The organism is Bradyrhizobium sp. JR4.1 (assembly GCF_040548605.1).
Lineage (GTDB): Bacteria > Pseudomonadota > Alphaproteobacteria > Rhizobiales > Xanthobacteraceae > Bradyrhizobium > Bradyrhizobium canariense.
The window spans coordinates 269,134-289,191 of the sequence record NZ_JBEPRY010000001.1; the positions used below are offsets into that span (position 1 = coordinate 269,134).

At 65.3% G+C, this 20,058-nt stretch carries 15 protein-coding genes; 5 read left to right on the forward strand and 10 right to left on the reverse strand.

Going from position 1 to position 20,058, the window contains the following annotated elements; translation table 11 throughout:
• Positions 1–36: 36 nt before the first annotated feature.
• The 3 genes from ABIB90_RS01410 to ABIB90_RS01420 all read right to left on the reverse strand — a co-directional run bounded on the left by ABIB90_RS01410 (position 37) and on the right by ABIB90_RS01420 (position 3,503).
• Complete coding sequence (locus tag ABIB90_RS01410; RefSeq protein ID WP_219682487.1) at positions 37–2,118, reverse strand: methyl-accepting chemotaxis protein; 2,082 nt, start codon at positions 2,116–2,118, stop codon at positions 37–39.
• A gap of 129 nt (positions 2,119–2,247) precedes the next feature.
• Positions 2,248–3,018 carry an enoyl-CoA hydratase gene (locus ABIB90_RS01415; RefSeq protein WP_354199991.1) on the reverse strand — a complete coding sequence of 257 codons (771 nt, stop codon included), beginning with the start codon at positions 3,016–3,018 and terminating at the stop codon, positions 2,248–2,250.
• A gap of 11 nt (positions 3,019–3,029) precedes the next feature.
• Positions 3,030–3,503, reverse strand: coding sequence for a MarR family winged helix-turn-helix transcriptional regulator (locus ABIB90_RS01420; RefSeq protein WP_354199992.1), 474 nt, complete (start codon positions 3,501–3,503; stop codon positions 3,030–3,032).
• A gap of 154 nt (positions 3,504–3,657) precedes the next feature.
• Here ABIB90_RS01420 and ABIB90_RS01425 point away from each other — a divergent pair, with 154 nt between their 5' ends.
• Positions 3,658–5,376 (forward strand): ATP-dependent Clp protease adaptor ClpS, encoded by a 1,719-nt coding sequence (locus ABIB90_RS01425; RefSeq protein ID WP_354200372.1) that lies wholly within the window; start codon positions 3,658–3,660, stop codon positions 5,374–5,376.
• A 25-nt stretch (positions 5,377–5,401) separates the two neighbouring features.
• Here ABIB90_RS01425 and ABIB90_RS01430 read toward each other — a convergent pair whose 3' ends face one another.
• The 3 genes from ABIB90_RS01430 to ABIB90_RS01440 form a co-directional block, all read right to left on the reverse strand.
• The gene (locus ABIB90_RS01430; protein WP_354199993.1) at positions 5,402–7,063 is read right to left on the reverse strand and encodes a tannase/feruloyl esterase family alpha/beta hydrolase; all 1,662 of its coding nucleotides are present in this window, start codon (positions 7,061–7,063) and stop codon (positions 5,402–5,404) included.
• 77 nt (positions 7,064–7,140) lie between these two features.
• On the reverse strand, positions 7,141–8,385 hold the full coding sequence (serA, locus tag ABIB90_RS01435) for a phosphoglycerate dehydrogenase (protein WP_007597639.1): 1,245 nt from the start codon (positions 8,383–8,385) through the stop codon (positions 7,141–7,143).
• Between the two features lie 99 nt (positions 8,386–8,484).
• Complete coding sequence (locus tag ABIB90_RS01440) at positions 8,485–9,717, reverse strand: rhodanese-like domain-containing protein (protein ID WP_354199994.1); 1,233 nt, start codon at positions 9,715–9,717, stop codon at positions 8,485–8,487.
• Positions 9,718–9,899: 182 nt separating this feature from the next.
• Between ABIB90_RS01440 and ABIB90_RS01445 the strand changes: the two genes are divergently transcribed.
• Positions 9,900–10,568 (forward strand): hypothetical protein, encoded by a 669-nt coding sequence (locus ABIB90_RS01445; protein WP_354199995.1) that lies wholly within the window; start codon positions 9,900–9,902, stop codon positions 10,566–10,568.
• 57 nt (positions 10,569–10,625) lie between these two features.
• Here ABIB90_RS01445 and ABIB90_RS01450 read toward each other — a convergent pair whose 3' ends face one another.
• From ABIB90_RS01450 to ABIB90_RS01460, 3 genes are all read right to left on the reverse strand, one after another.
• Complete coding sequence (locus ABIB90_RS01450; protein WP_354199996.1) at positions 10,626–11,819, reverse strand: PepSY-associated TM helix domain-containing protein; 1,194 nt, start codon at positions 11,817–11,819, stop codon at positions 10,626–10,628.
• A gap of 63 nt (positions 11,820–11,882) precedes the next feature.
• On the reverse strand, positions 11,883–14,207 hold the full coding sequence (locus ABIB90_RS01455) for a TonB-dependent siderophore receptor (protein WP_354199997.1): 2,325 nt from the start codon (positions 14,205–14,207) through the stop codon (positions 11,883–11,885).
• A gap of 206 nt (positions 14,208–14,413) precedes the next feature.
• Positions 14,414–15,298: a dihydrodipicolinate synthase family protein gene (locus tag ABIB90_RS01460; RefSeq protein WP_354199998.1), complete on the reverse strand. Its 885-nt coding sequence runs from the start codon at positions 15,296–15,298 to the stop codon at positions 14,414–14,416.
• 180 nt (positions 15,299–15,478) lie between these two features.
• On the opposite strand from ABIB90_RS01460, the gene ABIB90_RS01465 reads away from it, so the two are divergent.
• Together ABIB90_RS01465 and ABIB90_RS01470 are read left to right on the forward strand one after the other, a co-directional pair.
• Positions 15,479–16,891: an FAD-binding oxidoreductase gene (locus ABIB90_RS01465; RefSeq protein WP_354199999.1), complete on the forward strand. Its 1,413-nt coding sequence runs from the start codon at positions 15,479–15,481 to the stop codon at positions 16,889–16,891.
• An 8-nt stretch (positions 16,892–16,899) separates the two neighbouring features.
• The gene (locus ABIB90_RS01470; protein ID WP_354200000.1) at positions 16,900–17,565 is read left to right on the forward strand and encodes a GntR family transcriptional regulator; all 666 of its coding nucleotides are present in this window, start codon (positions 16,900–16,902) and stop codon (positions 17,563–17,565) included.
• A gap of 6 nt (positions 17,566–17,571) precedes the next feature.
• On the opposite strand, the gene ABIB90_RS01475 is transcribed toward ABIB90_RS01470, so the two are convergent.
• On the reverse strand, positions 17,572–17,736 hold the full coding sequence (locus ABIB90_RS01475; protein ID WP_007597654.1) for a hypothetical protein: 165 nt from the start codon (positions 17,734–17,736) through the stop codon (positions 17,572–17,574).
• A 266-nt stretch (positions 17,737–18,002) separates the two neighbouring features.
• On the opposite strand from ABIB90_RS01475, the gene ABIB90_RS01480 reads away from it, so the two are divergent.
• Positions 18,003–20,024, forward strand: coding sequence for a YgiQ family radical SAM protein (locus ABIB90_RS01480; RefSeq protein WP_354200001.1), 2,022 nt, complete (start codon positions 18,003–18,005; stop codon positions 20,022–20,024).
• Positions 20,025–20,058 lie beyond the last annotated feature (34 nt).

A 20,058-nucleotide genomic window follows, 5' to 3' on the forward strand; every position in this document is an offset into this window, starting at 1 on the left:
CCGATCGCGCGACGTAGGGACGGAAGATTGTCGAAGCTATGCGGTCCTCACCGCGCCCAAAAAGCCCTCGACCGCGACGCGGAGACGATCGGCATCGGCGGACATTTTCGTCACGGACACCGACAGGACCGAACCGGCATTGCCTGTCTCCTGGTTGAGCCTGGCGACGCTGCCGATGGTGTCGGTGACCTCGCGGGTTCCCTGCGCGGCCTGCTGGAAGTTGCGGGAGATCTCGGTGGTGGCCGCGCGCTGCTGTTCGACGGCGGCGGCGATCGCCGTCATCTTCTCGTCGATGCCGCTGATCGCGCCGCCGATCGCGCGGATGGCAGTGACCGCCAGGCCCGTCGCGCCCTGGATCTCCGCGACCTGGCGGGAGATCTCTTCCGTCGCCGTCGCCGTCTGCGAGGCGAGGCTCTTGACCTCGCCGGCAACCACGGCGAAGCCGCGGCCGGCCTCGCCCGCGCGCGCGGCTTCGATGGTGGCGTTCAACGCCAGGAGATTGGTCTGCCCTGCGATGGCGTTGATCATCTTCACGACCTCGCCGATGCGGCCAGCGGTCTGATCGAGGATCTCGACCGTCGCATTGGTCTGCGCTGCTTGCGACACGGCCTCGCGGGCCTCGCGGGCGCTGGCCTGCACCTGCGCGGAGATCTCGCCGACGGACGCCGAGAGTTCTTCGGTCGCGGCCGCGATGGTCTCGAGATTGTTGGTGGCCTGTTCGGCGGAGGACGAGACCGCCGCGGTCTGGCTGCTCGATTCCGTAACCAGCGAGCGCACGTCGGTCGCGGTGGCATCGAGTTCCTTCGTCGAGGCCGCAACGCTGTGAATGACGGCTTGCACGGTGTCGTCGAAACTGCGGCAAGCCGCATCGACGGTGCCGGAGCGGGCGAGCTGGAGCGCCTGCTGCGCTTCGCGCTCCCGGCCCAGGCGTTCCGCGGTCGCCGCGCTCTCGCGCAGGCTTTCGAGTGCGGCCGCCATGGTGCCGAACTCGTCGGGATACCTGGATTGCGGGACGGGCGTTGCGTAGTCGCGGGCGCTGATCTTGGCGATGGCGTCCACAATGGCGCGCACCGGGCGCATGAGGCGGTTGCGGACCACGTACACGCCGGCCAGGGTCACGGCCAGCGCGAGCAGGAACGCGAGCGACTGTACGACGAGATTGGTGAGCGCCTTGGCCTGCACCGTTTCCGCCCGGACGATCGACTGGTCGAGCGCCTTGTTCGCCACCGCGACGATGGACGCGAAGGGTGACTGACACAGCGTATTCCATTCCGCGGCGGGCATCGCGGGCTTGCCGCTGCCGTCAAAATTTTTCGTGAGGTCGCCGATCTGCTTGAGGGCACCGTCGGTCGTGGCCTTTGCGTCCGTCGCTGCCGTCACCAGCTCTGCCGCCACGTCCGGCGCAGCCAGCAACTCGGCCATGCCCGCCCAGCCGGAGGCGATCGTGCCATCCCATTGCGCCACTGACCGCTTCTGAGCGTCATCGAGCGGCTTGCTGGCGTTGACGTTGGAGCGAAGGGACGAACAATGGATTCCATAACGATCGCGCACCTGCCAGGCGAAGCGCCGAACCTGGATCATGCGGGCGATGAAGGGGTCGTTCATCCAGGCACGGTTCGAGACCGCGGTGGAGGCGAGATTGGCCGTGTCGATCACCTTGGTGACGGCATCATACCAGGAGTTGGTGCGCTCGATCTTGCGCTCCGCGCGCGGGCGCTTGGCTTCATCGTAGAACAGCTGGAATTGCGGCGAGGCGGCGCTCCAGCCCTGCTTCAATGTGCCAGCGAGTTCGTCTCGGCGGGCGAAATCGACGGTGGCGAGCGCAGCGCCAATCGCGTCGTAACCTCCCTGCTCAGCCTTTTCCACCTCGCCAAGTTTTGCCCGCGGGTCGTCCTCGCCGAGGATTGCGCTCTGCGCATCGCCGCGATTGTGGCGCAGCGCCAGCACGCCCTGGAAGATCGCCTTGTCGGCGGCGGCGAGCCGCGCGGTCTCCAGGCTGTCGCTATAGCGGCCGAACGCCCCAACCATCTGGATCGCCGTAGAGGCCAGCGCACCCGCGGCCAGCAGGGCCATCAAGGTCAGGAGAAGCGAACTTACCGATTTCTTAAACATTGCCATGGTGTCGGGGGCCTGAGGTCGGGGGCCTATTCTTCGGGCACCACCTTGCCCCGCGACATGCCAATGTTCCGTTAAGGTTTTAATCGAATGGGCGTGAGTTTCCGGCCCAAGGAGCCCCGGCCCCGGCCATCACGCAACCTTGGTGAAATCCGGCGGGCGGCGTTCCGCGAACGCCGTGAAGGCCTCGCGCGCCTCGGCGGTGCGCAGGCGCAGTCCGAACTGCTCGCCTTCGGCATTCATCTGCGCGACCAGCGCCTCGCCATTGCGCATCAGCTTCTTGGTGGCGGTGAGCGCGCCGGCCGGCTGACGGGCAAGACGCTGCGCCAGCGCGAGCGCCTCGGCATCGAGCTTGTCGAGCGGCACCACGCGGTTGGCGAGCCCCCATTCCAGCGCGGATTTGGCCGGCACCGTCTCGCCCAGCGCGAACATCTCGTAAGCCCGCGCATAGCCGATGCGGGCCGGCATCAGCAGACTGGAGGCGGCTTCCGGCACCAGCGCCAGGCTGACGAAGGGAGTCGACAATTGCGCGTCGTCGGCGAGTACGACGAGGTCGCAATGCAGCAGCATCGTGGCGCCGACGCCGACGGCGCGGCCCTGCACCGCGGCAACCAAGGGCCGGGTGCAGCGCGCCAGCGACTGGATGAAGCGCACCACGTTGCGGCTTCCTTCCGACTTGCCCGCTGCGACTGCGGCGAATTCGCCGACGTCGTTGCCGGCAGTGAACATGTCGCCTTCGCCGCGGATCAGGATCACGCGGGCCAACGCATCGGACTCGGCGGATTCGATGGCATCGGCAAGCTTGCCGTACATCGCATCCGTCAGTGCGTTCTTCTTGTCGGGGCGCGCCAGCGTGAGCGTAAGAATTCCGCCGTCGTTCTCGATCCGGACGTGCTCGGTCATGGGTCTCTCCTCTATTCCTCTGTATCTCTCAAAGGCTCTGTTGGAAGTTCTCTTGGAAACTTGTCCTGAATGCTGGTCAGCCAGCGCGCGACGATATCGATCTCCGCACTGGTGAATCCGTCCGTCAAGGCAGCGTTGACCTGTGCCGCGTTGGCCTTTGCCTGTGCGAGCGCTGCACGACCCCTCGGCGTCAGCCATACGCGCCAGGCGCGCCCGTCCTCGCGATCGGCCCGCCGCTCGATCAATTTTGCAGCTGCCGTGCGGTCGACGAGGCCGGAGATGCCGGCCGGCCCCAGATCGAGCGCCGTGCCCGCCTCGCCCATCAGGACGCCGTCCTGCTTGCCGAGGATGAACAGAAGCCCTGCCTGCGCCGGCGTGACCTCGCTCGAAGGCTGCGCCGCCATCCAGCGCTGCAAGCGCCGCTGCGCAACGCTCAGCAGGTAGATCAGCCGATGATGCCCCGCGCCGGCTGCTTTATTTCGCATGCGAAATAGATAATCGAAGCGGTTCGAAATGTCAAAGGACAGCGGTGAGGTCGATGTGCCGCGGCAGGCGTCGAGGAACACGCTTGACGGTCGCCTCCTTTTATGTTCCCTATTCGTTCTCTTCAATCATAGATTGTCCCGGAGGTCTTTCGTGATGAACAGTGTGCGTGGCGAGAACCAGCCGACCCAGCTCGTAATTCATAATGACGATGATACGCCGGACCAATTCGTGATGGATCTGCTTCGGCAGGTCTTCGGCAAATCAGACCGTGAAGCGACCGCGCTGATCACCCAGATCGAGCAGAAGGAAAAGGCGGTTTGCGGACCTTACCCTCAATCGGTTGCCGAAGCCCTTTTCAAATCTGCGCAACAATCCATCGGCTTGGCCGGCCATCGACTGCAGGTCACGCTTGAGGCGGTCAAAACTCCTTGCGAACTCTGCGGGAAGCCTGAGGGACAGATGGACGTGCGTATCGGCGACCGCACGGTCTGGCTGTGCAGCGACTGCATGCGTGCGGCGGATGAGCCCTCGAACGAACAAGAGGAAGATTTCGACTTTGCTTGCGACGTTCTCGATTGGCACCTTGCCAGCACCGCGCGCAGCAAACTCGTGACCACGATCCGCCAATTTCCCGGCCACATGCGCGTCGATCTCCAGGCCGCAGTCGACCGGCTCTTCGGCAAGGCCATCCGGCTGGTGGGATTGAACGAGGAGCAGCGCTACGAAACGCTGTCGATTCCACGGCTGCTCAAGGAGGGCCGCTATGCGATCGCGATCGCCCCGCTGCAATATTCCGACGTCGACGTAGGCGAGAAGAGCCCGGTCAAGTGTCTGGATAACGGACTATGGCTGTGTGAGCAGGATCATCTCCGCTATGCGGTTTTGCTCTGCGCACACCGCGAATACAGTCGCGAGCCCGGAATTCGGATCGAGATCCTGGTGTCTTCAGGTTCCGCAGGCGCGGCTCTGGTCCAGCAATGCTTCAGTGAATTGGAAGAAGCCGTACAGGCTGCGCGGACCTATCGCGGCAAGATCCTGTCGCTCGATGCGGACTCCGACTATCGCGGTCGCTCGCGCGGCATCACGGTGCATCGCTTGCCGCAGGTGTCGCGCGACGAGGTGATCCTGCCGGAGCAGACCCTGCGGCTGCTCGATCGCAACGTTCTGACCTTCGTCAACACCCGAGACCAATTGCGCCGGTTGGGCCAATCGACCCGCAAAGGCATCTTGCTGTACGGCCCGCCGGGCACCGGCAAGACCCACACGATCCGCTATCTCGCAACGCATTTGCCCGGGCATACGACGCTGATCATCACGGCCGAACAGATCGGTCTGCTCGGCGCCTATATGAGCCTGGCACGGCTGCTCCAGCCGTCGATGGTGGTGATCGAGGATGTCGATCTCATCGCCCGTGACCGCGATGACATGGGGCCGTGTGAGGAATCCATGCTGAACAAGCTGCTCAACGAGATGGACGGGCTGAAGGAAGATGCCGACATCCTGTTCGTCCTGACCACCAACCGGCCGGAGGACCTCGAAGGTGCTCTCGCGGGTCGCCCCGGCCGCATCGACCAAGCCATCGAAGTGCCGCTACCCAACGAGACCGGCCGCGGCAAGCTGGTCCGGCTCTACGGCAAGGGACTGCCGCTCGACGAGGCGGTCATCGCAGAGGCTGCCCGGCGTAGCGACGGCACGAGTTGCGCCTTCATCAAGGAGCTGATGCGGCGGCTGGCGCAAGGAAGCATTGCGCGGGACGGCGGCAACACCGTGGTCTCCGCCGATATCGACGAAGCCCTCGACGACATGCTGTTCTCCGGCGGCCGGCTTAACGCGCAGCTGCTCGGCGGCGCGCAGGCAATGGCCACCGGGTGACGCTTCCTCCGACGTGGCGCGCCTGTTACGGCGCGCAGGTGAAGCTCGACGCCTCCGTCACCGGACCGCTCTTGTAGTGCGGCCAGGCCGGCCAGCGGCACAGCGGCAGCGCGCGAAGCGTCGCAAACGACGGCGCCTCGACCTTCTGCTCGGCGACTTCCAAATCGCCGGGCGCCTTGCCCTTTTCGACCCAGTCGACCAGCGCGCTCAGCATGTCGACATTGGCCGGCGCGCCGGAGCCGACATGGTCGACGCCGGGCGCGGCGTAGAGCCGCGCGAACTCGGCCGTCTCGGCCTTGCCGAGCTTGCGTTCGACGTTCTCGAAATAGCGGATGCCGGCATAGGGGCTCTGCGCATAGTCCGCCATGTGCTCGAGCATGATCAGCCGGCCGCCGCGAGCGCGGAAGCGGCTGAGGTCGGGGTCGGTGGAATCCATCAGGCTGGAGACCTCGAGCAGCCGCGCCTTGTGCTGTTCGGGCTTATAGGTCGTCACGTCGAGCTTGGGATCGCGCGCGAACACATATTGGATGCCGCCGGCGCCGTAAATCCAGGCGATGCCGTTATTGGGCGTGGGTGGCTGCGCCGGGGGCGCCGTGCCGAGCCACCACGCGACCCAGCCGCCGGTCGGGCCAACCGCCGGCGTGTCCTCGCCCGACACGCCCCAGCCCGGATAGTCGTCGAGGCCATTGGCAAGCGCGAACGGGAATTTGTAGGTCGCATGCAGGGTCTCGATTGCCTTGATCTGTGCGTCGGTGAGGCACTGATCGCCGGTCTTGCCGCTCGCGCAACGCAGCGTCTCCGCCTTGAATGCCGCCTTGCATGAAACGGGATCCTGCACCAGCGCGTCATCGGAGCCATCGGCCTTGTCGCAAGCCGCGCGCACGGCATCGCCCACAAGCTTCACCTGCGCCGGGTTGATCCAGCCGTCACCCATGGTCACGAGCCCGGAACGCGTGCCGGCATGCTGAAGGCCGACCCAGTTGATGACAGGCACGCGAGCAAAGATGCCGTCGAAATCGTCAGGATAGCGCTGTGCCATGGTGAGGCCTTCGCGGCCGCCTTCGGACGAACCCATGAAGTACATCTTCTCAGGTCTCTTGCCGTAGGCGCGCTGCATCAGCGTGACGGCGGCATCGCGCACCTTCTTGAAGGCGCGATGGGCGAAATTCTCGAAGGCTTCGTCGTTGAGCGCGAACAGCTGCGGCGGTTCGCCCGGCTTGGACTCATGACCGGAATCGGTGCCGTAGGTGACGAAGCCGCGCGCGAGCGGCGACGGCTTGTCGAAGGGATAGGCCGGCGGCAGCGTCAGGCCCGTGATCAGCACGCCGTTGAATCCGCCGCCGCCATATTGCAGCGAGCGGCCGTTCCATTCGACGGGCAGATTGACCTGAAATTTGATCGGCGGCGCCTTGGGATCGCTGGGATCGATATGGCCGAGCAGCTTGCAGAAGCCGGGATTGGCGGGCGTGACGCGCTGCGACGGCGTCGGGCCGCGTTCGGCGACGGCAAGCTGCGACGGCGCCAGCAACGTCGCCGAATCGATCTTCACGGCGTCGATGCCGCCGACGAGGCCCTTGCAGACGGTGTCCGCATCCTCGGCCAGCGTCGCCGCTGAAGCCGAATTCGCGCCGAGCACGCCCGCTGCGCCCACCAGCAATGCGCACAGTGTCACATGGATTTGCGCCATCGTTTCCCCCTGAGTTTCTGTTCGTTCCGCCAGAAGGCCGCATTCAAGGCGCCCTGCGGCCGGTCGTCAATGCAGTGCTAGTGCTCAAACACCAGCCGCGCGCCGACGGTCCCCTCGAGGCTGCGGATCTGCTGCAGCAGCGCGCCTGAATCCTGGCCGCCGAGGTCGGCATCGAGCACGACGTAACCGAGGTCGCCCGAGGTCTCCAGATACTGCGCGGCGATGTTGATGTCGCGCTGGAGGAAGACCTCGTTGAGCCGGCGCAGCATGCCGGGCACGTTGCGATGGACGTGGCTGAAGCGCGCGCCGGAGGGACGCAGATGCAACTGCACCTCCGGAAAATTCACCGCCCCCGTGGTCGAGCCGGTGATGAAAAAGTCAACCAGCTTGCGCGCCACCTCGCCGCCGATGCGCTCCTGCGCCTCCTCGGTCGAGCCGCCGATATGCGGCGTGAGGATGACATTGCCGAGGCCCTGCACCGGGCTCTTGAAGCGGTCCGAATTCGAGGACGGCTCGACCGGAAACACGTCGATGGCGGCACCCGCGAGATGACCGTCGCGCAGAGCCCCCGCCAGCGCATCGAGATCGACGACGGTGCCGCGGCTGTTGTTGATCAGGAGGGAGCCGGGCTTCATCGCCCGCAGCTCCTTCTCACCGATCATCCCGGCGGTCTCCGGCGTCTCCGGCACGTGCAGGCTGACGACGTCGCTCTGCGCCAGCAGCTCTTCCAGCTTCTCGACCGGCTCGGTGTTGCCGTGGCGGAGCTTGTCGGTGCGGTCGAAATAGATCACGCGCATGCCGATCGCTTCGGCCAGCGTCGAGAGCTGCGAGCCGATATTGCCGTAGCCGATGATGCCAAGGGTGCGGCCGCGCACTTCGCGGCTACCGGTCGCCGACTTGTCCCAGCCGCCCTCATGGGCCGACACCGAGCGCGGGAAGATGCGCCGCAGCAGCATCACGATCTCGCCGATCACGAGCTCGGCGACGCTCCGCGTGTTCGAGAACGGCGCGTTGAACACCGGAATGCCGCGCTTGCGCGCCGCCAGCAGATCGACCTGGTTGGTACCGACGCTGAAGCAGCCGACGGCGAGAAGCTGGTCGGCTGCTTCCAGCACCTCATCGGTGATCTGGGTGCGCGAGCGAATGCCGAGCAGCGACACGCCCTTGAGCGCCCGCCGCAAATCCTCGCCGTCCAGCGCCTTGGTCAGGCGCTCGACATTGGTGAAACCCGCCGTTCTGAACAGGTCCACGGCGCTGTCGTTGACGCCTTCGAGCAGCAGCGCCTTCGCGCTCCGCTCAGGGCTTTGGCCTGGGACTGGCATGAAATCTCCGTGGGTCACAGCTTCGCCGCAGCTCATAGACCGCGGGGGATGCGCAGCACAATAGGGTTCGGATACGGGGAGAAGATGGCGGAGCGGTCGTCAGATCACATAAAACCCGTGCGTTCCGTCAAGCCGCAACTGATCGACCAGACCATACTCCCAGTCGAGATAGGCCTGCATCGCGCGCTCGTCGACGCCGGTGCCCTCATAGGGGCGGCGGTAGCGGTGGGCTGGGTCGGGCTTGGGCAGGACGTGCGGCGGACCGATTTCGAGTGCGCCGTCATAGCCGCCTTCCCGCACATAGACCTCCCAGCCCATCTGCGCGAGCCAGGACGCCGTCATGTCGGCGCGGACGCCCCTGTCGTCGGTCAGCACGATGCGCGCGCCGCGCACTGGTGCTGCCATATCGGTCTCCTGGACGAGCTGGCCGCCAGGATAGTGGCGAAACCCCGGGAGATGACCTGCGGCATATTCCTCCGCGTCACGCACGTCGAAGCGATAGAGCGTGCGATCGGCCTGCGCGACAAGCGAAGTCATCTCGCTCGCGCCGATATGGCGGACACCGGCGCGATAGGCGACGTCGCGCGCATTGGCCGGGCCGCCCTCGAACGGTCCGATTGCGCCACGCCGGTCGGCACCATGGTCGAGCGTATGCCGCGCCAACGTCCAGCCGATGGTGCCGTTGCGCAGAGCCCGGACTTTGTTCGGCACGCCGGCATTGATCAGCGATTGGGTGCCGATGATCGAGCGGGTGCGGCCGGCGCAATTGACGATGATGGTGGTCTCGGCATCGGGTGCCGCCTGCCCTGCCCGCAGCACCAGCTCCGCGCCGGGCACGCTGACCGAGCCCGGGATGTTCATGGTGGCATATTCGTCGAAGCGGCGAACGTCGATGATGGCGATGTTGGCCTTGTCCGCGATGAGTTTTGCCACCTCGTCGGCACTGAACGACGGCGTGTGCCTGCGCGATTCGACCAGCTCGCCAAAGGCTTTTGAGTAGGAGTTGACGTCCTCGAACACCTGATAGCCCGCGTCGCGCCAGGCCTTCAGCCCGCCATCGAGCGCGCGGACGTTGGTATAGCCGAGCGCGGCCAGCCGCTCGGCGCCGGCAGTGACCAATCCCTCGCCGTCGTCATAGAGCACGATCGGCACATTTTTGCGCGGCAGCCTGACCTCGGCTTCGATCTCGATCCGATCGGCGGCCAAATTGGCGGCGAACAATGGATGTCCCGTCGCGAAACCAGCCTCGTGCCTGAGATCGAGCAGCGCGATCTCCTCGCGAAGCAGCAGCGCGCGGCGAATGTCGGCGGGGGTGACGGTGGTGAGCTTCATGGGGTAGGCAACCTTGGGAGACTTGAACGGGACTGGTTCTTGAATGATTGCCGGCCGGTTGGCCAGCCCGATCCGGGGCATGGCCCCGCCCGGCGGCGCGCCCGCCCTGGCCCCTCGCTGAAAAATCGTTTCGTATGCCGCGCTTGGGGGCTAGAGTTTCCAAATCGTCTGGGGGGCGCAATATGAAAATGTTGAAATTCCTGGTGATATTTCTGGCGCTTCCGGGCGTCGCCATGGCCGCGCTCACCAATGCCGAACGCAAATCGCAATTCGAGCGGGCAATGGCCTCGATCATGGCCGCAGCGACGCCGGCCGTACACCCAACGCTTCGCGACACGCTGATCAAGGACTATCTCGCCTGCAAACCCAACAAGGGACAGGCCGTGGAGCTCATCCGCGCAAGCTATTTTCGCTCCTGCGAGCATGAAGACCCGTCTGTCACCGGCGACCGCTCGCTCGAAGCGTGTCAGCTCCGCTACGGCAAGCCATGCGCCCTGCTGGCCGTCAACGAGGAAATCGTCGCCGAAGGCGAGCTCGCGTCGAGAGACATGCCGCGGCTGCACTATGCAGGCAAGTACGACTTGTCGCAGATTCCGATCATCCGGCGGATCACGCGACAGCGCCCTGACGTGCAGAACTACGACAAGGCCATGGAGACCAAGGCGATCGCGATCCATCCCTGGGGCAAACTATTCATCTCGGCAGGGGATCCCAGCCTGAAAGACGCCCAGACCTCCGCGTTGGCGAAATGCAACAGCGATCCCGCGCGGAACGGCCGAGATGGCGGCTGCTTCGTCTACGCCATCAACAACGACATCGTCATTGACGAACGGCGCATGCAGGCGAAGTGACATGAGGGCGGCAGGTCAGCCGGGCGACCCCAAGCCGTGTCGAAGCAGTTCGTCCGTTCACTCGCCCGGCACGAGCCGCCCGAGCGGTGGCTGGGCGGGGCGCCGCATCCTGCGGCGCGACAAATAGAGCAGGACGCCGGTGACCGCGAACAGCGGCATCAGCGCAGCCGCGACCATGAACGCGAGCTTGCCGGGCCAACCCAGAATCGCACCGCGGTGGATGTCGAGCACATTCGCGATGATCTTCTCGCCGAACGTCTTGTCGGCGTAGCGTTCCGCAGAGACCAACTGACCGGTCACGGCGTCGATGCGGAGTTCGTCGCGGGTAGTATCGAGGGTGGAGTCTTTCCCCCAGGACCGGATCCGTATCACCGTGCCCGGACCGGCGGGCAGCGTCAGTAACGCCTTGGAGAAGCGGCTGCCCTCTTCGTGCAGGAAGGCGGCCCACGCGCGATCAAAGCAGATCGGCTGCGCCGTCTCGCCGGCGCCGGTGGCACGCGACGCCTTTGTGGGCATCTTGGGCTGCATCTTAGCGGCGGCGACTTGCGGCCGCGACAGCAACCAGACGACGCCATCCTTGTACCAGTCGAACGAGTACCAGAGCCCGGTGAGCGTCATCACCAGATAGACCGGCAGGACCCAGGTGCCGATCACCGCATGCAGCGACCGATGCAGCCCGCGCCCGCTGAGCCGGACATTGGGCTTCAGCCACATCTTCACGCTGCCTGCACGCCGCGGCCAGCGCAGCACCAGTCCCGAGATGAGCATCACGATCAAGCCGAGCGCGGCCACGCCCGTGATCTGACGCCCCCAGCCCTTGGCGTCGCCGGGAATCAACAGCCAGCGATGCAGCTTGCGCACGGTCGCGAAAAACTCTTCGCCGCGCGGTGCGCCCAACACGCGCGCGTCATAGGGATCGACATAGAGCGAGGACGGCCGCGCGCCTCGTTCGTCGCGGGCGAAGCGCACATGCACCGCGGCGGACGGATCACTTGCTAGCGTCACGGCGGAGACCTTGCCGACATCCTGCGCCGCAGTCAGGCGCGCAACCAGTTCGTCCGGCATCAGCGCCGCTGCCTGGCGCGGCGCGACCTGCATGATGCCGCGGTTCAGATAGTCGCCGATCTCGTCCTCGAAACTCATGATCGCACCGGTCAGCGCGATCACAGCGAGTAGCAGCGCGAGCGCGAGGCCCGCGATGGAATGGACCTGAAGCAGAACGGCCTTGATCGCGCGCCAGCACTCATGCATCGGCGCCGGCCCTTCTGGTCTGCACGACCGGGAAATCGGCTTCCTCGCGCCACACCGTCATCGCTAGAACTTCACCGTCGCCGACAGGGATATCCTGCGCGCGTCGCCGATCGCGACGTTCAGAGCGTTTCCGGTGGTGGACGTATAGTAGACCTTGTCGAACAGGTTCTTGACGTTGAATTGATAGGTCACCGGCAGATTGTCGATCTTGGTGTCGTAAGTCGCAAAGATGTCCGCGACGGTATAGGCCGGCAGGAAGAACGTGTTGAGGGAGTCGCCCGGTCGGTCACCGACATAGTGCGCGCCGCCGCCGAGCCGCAGACGTCCGGGCAGCGCATCGCCGAAATCGTAGACGAGATAGAGCGAAGCCGTGTTCATGGCGGCGTTCAGGAGCTTGGCGTTACCGACAGCGGGATCATTGATCAGCCGGGCATCGGTATACCCATAACTTCCGATCAGGCTCCATTGATCAGTCAGTTTGCCGGTCACGTCCAATTCGACGCCGCGCGACTTGGCCGCGCCGGAGGCGCGCGCCGCCGACTTGCCTCCGCCGATGTCATCCAGCACCAGGACATTCTTCTTCTGGATGTCGTAGACGGCCAGGGTGCCCGATAGCCGCTTGTTGACATCGAACTTCAGACCGGTCTCCCATTGCGTTCCTTCTTCGGGCGCGATGGTGGAGTCGACGACAAAGCCGGAGGTGAACGCCGCGATGACCGATGTCGGCTTCAACGACTGCGTATAGCTCACGTAGTAGGAGAGCTGATCGTTCAGCTTGAAGATGACGCCGCCGAGCGGCAGCACCTTGTCACCCGCCAAATTAGTGTTTGTGATGAAGTTCGGCCGGCCTTTTCCGGCGAGCTGCTCGTATTCCATCCAGCGCACGCCTCCGACCACGGACAGCCAGTGGGCCAGATGGAAGGTGTCCTGAGCGAAGAAGCCGCGGGTGCCGAGCTTGTCGGTCTGTTCGCTGTCCGTTGGCGAAACAGCCGTGCCCGGCGAGATCAGTCCGTAGACCGGGTTGTAGAAATTGAAGCTCGCCGTCGCCTGACGGATCAAATCGTGGCGATCGATCGTGCGATACAGCGCCTCGCCACCGAACAGGATCTCGTTGCGGAAGCCGCCCACCCAGACGTCACCCTGTAAATAGGAGGTGCCGTAACTGGCGTTGCTCAGCGAGTTCTGGGTGCCGTCATTGCTGCGGGTCTCCACACCGCTCTTGGCGTTGACGCCGGTGATGCGAAGCTGATTGGCGCTATATGTTTCGGTGTTGTAGCTATAGGCCGCCGTGACCTTCCAATTGTCGTCGAGCTTCTGCTCGACCGAGGCCTGCACCAGGTCGGAGGTGCCCCACATGTTGTTGAAGGGCTCGTCGAGCCGGCGCGTCTTCGGGATCGCCAGCGGAGCGCCGTTGACGAACGCGGTGCCGCGGTCGAACGGAGTGATGAATTCGCGGTGCTCATAGGTGAGCTGGACCGTCGTGGTGTCGCCGTACCAGGCGAGCGACGGGTTGACCAGCATTTCCCTGTGGCGGCCGAAATTGCGCCAATAGTCCTCGCTGACGCCGTAGCCGATGAAACGATAGGCGAGACCGCCGTCGCCGATCGGACCGGTGATGTCGAGCGTGCCGTCAGCGCCGCTGCGGTTGTTCGCGAAGGTCGAGCCGAGCAGCGTGACCGAGCCGTGCTGATAGAGCTCCGGACGCTTGCTGATGGTGTTGACGATGCCGCCGGGATCCATGATGCCGTAAAGCAGCGAGGCGGGCCCCTTCAGCACCTCGACGCTGTCGACGGCTGCATTCAGGCTGCGCCCCTGCACCAGGGGCATGCCGTTGCGCATGATCGAGCCGTCGCGGTTGTCGCCGAATCCGCGACGGATCACGGCGTCCTGGGTGCCGGCGAGCGTGTTGGTCTGGGTGATGCCGGAGATATTGACGAGCGCATCGTCGATGTTGCGCGGAAGCTGGTCCTTCAACACTTGCGCAGGGACGACGTTGACGGCCTGCGAGGTGTCGAGCGGCGAGGCGCCGCTGCGCAACGTGGTTGCGCTCGGCATCGCGCGGTAGCCGAGCTTGGCGGCCTGTTGCGCGGCGGCTTCCGCGGCGGCGCGCTCCGAGAGCGTCGGCGCTGCGGGTGCTGGATTGTGATTGCGCTGGCGCGCGGCGGTTTGCGTGCGGCGCGGAGACTGGTCCGATGCACGCGCCGCTTTCGGCCGCGGAGCCGGCGCTTCCACCGTCACCGGCGGCAGTGCGGATTGGGCCTGCGCGGTCGCCGAGCTGGAGAGAAATTCGGCGAGCAGCACGGCCGCTCCAATGAGAAGACCCGCGCGGCTCTCGCCGGCAAGCGTTCGACGGCCGCTGACGCGCTGGCCGTCCAGATAGACACGCACTTTCGATTCACTTCCAAGTCAGACGCAGAAGCTGGCGCGTCTAACAGCCGCTGTTCGTGAAAAGAACCGCAAGCGAACTTGAATCGCTCTAGTGTTGAAGGGTTCTAGATTCCGATCCCGCTGTTCGGCAATCTTCGATTGATTGCGCAGCGAGCGCGACACGCAGCGCGCGAATTTGCGGCAACGTGTCGCGGTTTTGCGCGATCTCACGCGATGGCGGGAGCCGTCAGCTCGTCGAGCTTCCGCTTGAGCGCGGTGCCGTCGGATAAGGCCCGGAGCGGCGGCCGCACACGCAGCCAGCTCGCATCGCCCGTCTGTGCCGCGAGGATGGCTTTCAGCGTCGTGAGGAAGGATGGCGATTTCACCACGATGTCCACGGCAGCCTGCATGCGTGCTTCGACATCCTTGCCGTCGATCATGGCCTTGACCAGCTCCGGCGCGATGTTGGCCATGCCGCAGATGGTGCCGGCCCCGCCGGCGGCGATCGCGCGGGTGATGTCAACCTCGTTGCCGACGGTGATGGCGAGCTCGGGAGCGGCGGCGCGGAACGCCTGGAACTGCTTGAAGTCGCCGCTGGAGTCTTTCAGGCCTGCAACGACCTTGCCGTGGCGCTTGCGCAAATTCGCGGCGACGCTCGTCGGGATCGCGACACCCGAGATCTGCGGGATATGATAGAGATAGGCGCGCAGGCGATCGTCGGCGACGCCGTCGAGGATCGCCGCAAAGGCATCCTCGATGCCTTCAGGGGTGACGCTGCGGTCGAAGTAAGGCGGCAGATACAGCGCGTGACGCAGACCGAGGCCGAGCACGGCGCGCGTCAGTGCGATGCTGTCGCTGATCGCGGGGAAGCCGCCGCCGATTCCAATTCGGTCCGGCGCGACGCCGGCCTTGAGCACGGCCTCGATGGTCGCGACCCGCTCGGCGACATTGAACGAGGTACCCTCGCCGGTGGTGCCGAACAGCACGACACCGTCGACGCCCTTGCCGAAGAGTTGCTTGGCGTGGGCCGCGAGCTTGGCGGAGTCCACGCTGCCGTCGGCGGCAAGCGGCGTCGCCGACGCCACCCAGAACCCGCGAATTGCCTCCGTCATCACACCATCCGGTGCTGTGGCTTCGGACCACGCCTCTGATCTCGGACGATCGAACCAGGGGCTTGGCAAGCCTTGTTTTTGCTTTACTTTCCGTCTTGTACCTTACATACAACAAAGGCGCAAATCCTTTCCATCGTCATGGCGCGCATGACACGCAGCCAGATTCCGAGGAGGTCTCGCATGGACATGGTGACCCCCGTCGAGCGGCCCGCCCAGTTGCTCGGCGCCTTGCGCGACAGGCTCGGCGCGGCTGCTGTGCTTGTCGGCACCGACGTGCCCGCGCGCAATTGCAACGACTGGAGCGCGAGCCTGCCGCAAACGCCGCTCGCGGTAATCCGCCCGGTCGACGCGCAAGGCGTTGCGGATGCGATCGCGACTTGCCGGCAGGCACATCTGCCGTTCGTGCCGCAGGGCGGATTGACCGGGCTGTGCCGCGGCGCATCGCCTGAGGCAGGCTGGGTCGCGATCTCGCTGGAGCGCATGAGCGGCATCGAGGAGATCGATCACGCCTCGATGACGATGACGGTGAAAGCAGGCACGCCGCTTCAGACGATCCAGCAGGCGGCCGACGAAGCCGGCTTCTTCTTTCCGCTCGATCTCGGCTCGCGCGGCTCCTGCGCGATCGGCGGCAACCTCTCGACCAATGCCGGCGGCAACCGCGTGATCCGCTACGGCATGACGCGCGAGCTGGTGCTCGGGCTCCAAGTCGTGCTGCCCGACGGCACCATCATCACCAGCCTCAACAAGCTGATGAAGAACAATGCCGGCTATGACCTGAAGCATCTGTTCATCGGCTCGGAAGGCACGCTCGGCATCATCACCCGCGTGGTGCTGCGGCTGTTTCCAAAACCGCGCTCGACCATGGCCGCGCTCTGCGCGCTCGAGGACTATGCCGCGGTGATCGCGCTGCTCGGCGCCGCGCGAAGCGGGCTCGGCCCGCTGCTGTCGGCATTCGAGGTGATGTGGCCGGACTATTGGGACGTCATTACGACTCGCGCCGGCATCAAGCCGCCGGTCGCCACAGGCCACGGCCTCTACGTGCTAGTCGAAGCGCAAGGCACCGACGAGAGCCTCGACGCACCGCGGTTCCAAAGCTGGCTCGAAGAGCTGATGGAGCGCGGCCTGCTCGCCGACGCTGCCGTGGCGCAATCGCTGGGGCAGACGCAGAGCTTCTGGCGCGTGCGCGACATCTGCGCCGAGTTCGGCCAAGTGCTGGGGCCGCACATCTCCTACGATATCGGGCTCGCCGTGGCGCGGATGGACGAGTTCGTCACGCGCTGCAAGGCCGCGCTGGCGGACGGCATCGACGGATGCGAGAGCGTCTATTACGGCCATATCGGCGACGGCAATCTGCATCTCGTCTCCTGGGTGACCGGCCTTGCCGTCGAGCAGCAGCCGAAGGAAGCGATGGACGCGATCATCTACGGTCTCGTGCGCGAGATGGGCGGCAGCGTCTCCGCCGAGCACGGTATCGGCACCTTGAAGAAGAAGTGGCTGGGTCATGCCAGGAGCGAGGCCGAGATCGCGCTGATGCGGACGCTGAAGGCCGCGCTCGATCCCGATCATCTGCTCAACCCCGGCAAGGTGATCTGAGAGAGCCGATGCGATCGCTGAAGCTCGATGCACCGAAATCGCTGTCGCAGCGGGTGATGCAGCGGCTGCGCCAAGCCATCATCGACGGCGAGTTCGCGCTCGGCGCCGCCATCTCCGAGGAGATGGTGGCCAACTCCTTCGGCGTCAGCCGCACCCCGGTGCGCGAGGCGATGGGCCAGCTGCAGGCGCAGGGCCTCGTCGTGATCCGGCCGCAGGTCGGCAGTTTTGTCTTCACGCCAAGCGCCGAAGACATCACCGCGCTCTGCACTTTCAGGATCGCGCTGGAGCCCAAGGCCGCCGAGCTCGCCTTCCACCATGATCGCGAGGGTGCGACCGCGACGATGAGCGAGGCGATCACGGCGATGGAGCCGGCGATTGCAGCCCGGGACAATATCGCCTACGGGCGCGCCGATGCCGCTTTCCACGAGGCGCTGTTCGCCCATTGCGGCAACCGCTATCTCGCCGAATCCTATCAGCTCGCATCCAGCCGCGTCGCTGCACTCCGCACCAATTTGACTTCGCCGATCGACGTGCGCACCCGCACGTCCTTCGACGAGCATCGCAAGCTGCTCGATCTGTTCGCGCGCGGCGAGTTTGCCGCCTTCGCGACGCTGATGACCACGCACGTCACCAATTCGGGCGTGGTCTACGCAAGAGCACTGCAGGTGGATTGAGCGCTGCTACCGCGCACCTTTCGTGCCGGGCCTGTCCAGAAAATCCAGCGCGGTGTTGATCTGTTCGAGCTGGTGCTCGATTTTGTCGCGGTCCTCGACCGTGGGCGCCTTCTCGAGCTGCTCAACGAGCTTCTGCTTTCGGAGCAGCAAGTTCTCTATGACTGTACTCACGGCTCCCCCATCCGCCCGAGGCGAACATCGAGGCGATACTAGATCCCGGGCGCGAGCGCGCGCCAGCCGGGCCGGCGCAAACCCTGCATCAGAATGTTCGCGAGGGCAGTTGGTTCCTGCGTGTGACCCGAGAAGGTGCACACAGCTGATGGCTGCGTTCGCGAACGGTTAACGCGGTCGCACGCCTGGGCTGCCGGCCACGGAACCGGATCTTTCACGTGCCCGTCGGTTGTATTCGCCGTCCCGGAGTCCTATGCGTATGCGCCATGGACATCCAGATCATCGCCGCCGAAAAACCCCTGATGGCGCAGGCACGCCCGCGCAAGCCGGCGCCGTTCCTCCCCATGAGCCGCGCCGAGATGGATGCGCTCGGCTGGGATGCCTGCGACATCGTGCTGGTGACGGGCGATGCCTATGTCGACCATCCCAGCTTCGGCATGGCCATCATCGGCCGCCTGCTGGAGGCGCAGGGCTTTCGGGTCGGCATCATCTCGCAGCCGGACTGGCATTCGGCCGAGCCGTTCAAGGCACTGGGCAAGCCAAAGGTGTTCTTCGGCGTCACCGGCGGCAACATGGACTCCATGGTGAACCGCTACACCGCGGACCGCCGCATACGCAGCGACGACGCCTATACCGCGGGCGGCGAAGGCGGCAAGCGGCCGGACCGCTGCACCGTCGTCTATGCGCAGCGTTGCCGCGAGGCGTTCAAGGGCGTCCCGGTCGTGCTCGGCGGCATCGAGGCCTCGCTGCGCCGGATCGCGCATTACGATTACTGGTCCGACAAGGTGCGCCGCTCGGTGCTGGCCGACGCCAAGGCGGACCTGCTTCTCTACGGCAATGCCGAGCGCGCCGTGGTCGAAGTGGCCAACCGTCTTGCCGCCGGCGAGGCGCCGCGCGAGCTCGACGACATCAGGGGCGTCGCGCTGTTCCGCCGCGTGCCTGAGGACTATGTCGAACTGCACGCCGACGATCTCGATTCCGCCGACGAGGGCGCTTCGCGGACGAAAGGCTTGACCGTGATCCGGCTGCCGGCGCTGGAGCAAGTCGAGCAGGACAAGGAAGCCTATGCGCGCGCGTCACGCGTGCTGCACCGGGAGAGCAATCCCGGCAATGCGCGACCGCTGGTGCAGCGCCACGGCGATCGCGACCTCTGGCTCAACCCGCCGCCGATCCCGCTGACCAGCGACGAGATGGACGCGGTCTACGATCTTCCCTACGCGCGCGCTCCGCATCCGTCCTACGGTGACGCAAAGATCCCGGCGTGGGACATGATCAAATTCTCGGTAACGATCATGCGCGGCTGTTTTGGCGGCTGCACCTTCTGCTCGATCACCGAGCACGAGGGCCGCATCATCCAGAACCGCTCCGAGGGCTCGATCCTGCGCGAGATCGAAAAGATCCGCGACAAGACGCCCGGCTTCACCGGCGTCATCTCGGACATCGGCGGTCCCACCGCCAACATGTACCGGATGGCGTGCAAGGACCCGAAGGTCGAGGCCGCGTGCCGGCGGCCGTCCTGCGTCTTCCCCGAGATCTGCCCGAACCTCAACACCTCGCACGACGATCTGATCCGGCTTTATCGCAAGGTGCGCGAGACCAAGGGCATCAAGAAGGTGATGGTGGCCTCCGGCGTGCGCTACGACCTCGCGGTCGAGAGCCCCGAATACATCAAGGAGCTCGTCACCCATCACGTCGGTGGTTATCTCAAGATCGCGCCCGAACATACCGAGCGCGGGCCGCTCGACAAGATGATGAAGCCCGGCATCGGCGCCTACAACCAGTTCAAGCGGATGTTCGATGCGGCGGCCGAACAGGCCGGCAAGAAATACTATCTGATCCCGTATTTCATCGCGGCGCATCCGGGCACGACCAACGAGGACATGATGAACCTCGCGCTGTGGCTGAAGAAGAACCGCTATCGCGCGGATCAAGTGCAGACCTTCCTGCCCTCGCCGATGGCGACCGCAACTGCGATGTACCACACCGGCGTCAACCCGCTGCGCGGCGTGCGGCGCGGCGGCAGCGACAAGGTCGAGGCCATCAAGGGCCTGCGCCAGCGCCGCCTGCACAAGGCGTTCCTGCGCTATCACGACCCCGACAATTGGCCGGTGCTGCGCGAGGCTCTGAAAGAGATGGGCCGCGCCGATCTGATCGGCTCCCGCCCCGACCAGCTGGTCCCCGCGCACCAGCCACCCGGCACCGGCAAGGCCGCCGGCACACGGCGGCCGGTTCGTCCCGGCGACAAGACGCAGCGGTTCACGACCAAGAATCTGCGGGTGATGAAGTAGCGGACCGGATGATGTCCGGTTCATCCTCGCACCG

What these genes read in the sequence shown, in the direction of transcription:
- ABIB90_RS01410 (WP_219682487.1), bottom strand. Translation starts at nt 2,118, where the DNA reads ATGGCAATGTTTAAGAAATCGGTAAGTTCGCTTCTCCTGACCTTGATG.
- ABIB90_RS01465 (WP_354199999.1), top strand. Translation starts at nt 15,479, where the DNA reads ATGGACATGGTGACCCCCGTCGAGCGGCCCGCCCAGTTGCTCGGCGCC.
- ABIB90_RS01430 (WP_354199993.1), bottom strand. Translation starts at nt 7,063, where the DNA reads ATGGCGCAAATCCATGTGACACTGTGCGCATTGCTGGTGGGCGCAGCG.
- serA (WP_007597639.1), bottom strand. Translation starts at nt 8,385, where the DNA reads ATGCCAGTCCCAGGCCAAAGCCCTGAGCGGAGCGCGAAGGCGCTGCTG.
- ABIB90_RS01480 (WP_354200001.1), top strand. Translation starts at nt 18,003, where the DNA reads ATGGACATCCAGATCATCGCCGCCGAAAAACCCCTGATGGCGCAGGCA.
- ABIB90_RS01450 (WP_354199996.1), bottom strand. Translation starts at nt 11,819, where the DNA reads ATGCATGAGTGCTGGCGCGCGATCAAGGCCGTTCTGCTTCAGGTCCAT.
- ABIB90_RS01445 (WP_354199995.1), top strand. Translation starts at nt 9,900, where the DNA reads ATGAAAATGTTGAAATTCCTGGTGATATTTCTGGCGCTTCCGGGCGTC.
- ABIB90_RS01440 (WP_354199994.1), bottom strand. Translation starts at nt 9,717, where the DNA reads ATGAAGCTCACCACCGTCACCCCCGCCGACATTCGCCGCGCGCTGCTG.
- ABIB90_RS01460 (WP_354199998.1), bottom strand. Translation starts at nt 15,298, where the DNA reads ATGACGGAGGCAATTCGCGGGTTCTGGGTGGCGTCGGCGACGCCGCTT.
- ABIB90_RS01420 (WP_354199992.1), bottom strand. Translation starts at nt 3,503, where the DNA reads ATGCGAAATAAAGCAGCCGGCGCGGGGCATCATCGGCTGATCTACCTG.
- ABIB90_RS01415 (WP_354199991.1), bottom strand. Translation starts at nt 3,018, where the DNA reads ATGACCGAGCACGTCCGGATCGAGAACGACGGCGGAATTCTTACGCTC.
- ABIB90_RS01470 (WP_354200000.1), top strand. Translation starts at nt 16,900, where the DNA reads ATGCGATCGCTGAAGCTCGATGCACCGAAATCGCTGTCGCAGCGGGTG.
- ABIB90_RS01425 (WP_354200372.1), top strand. Translation starts at nt 3,658, where the DNA reads ATGAACAGTGTGCGTGGCGAGAACCAGCCGACCCAGCTCGTAATTCAT.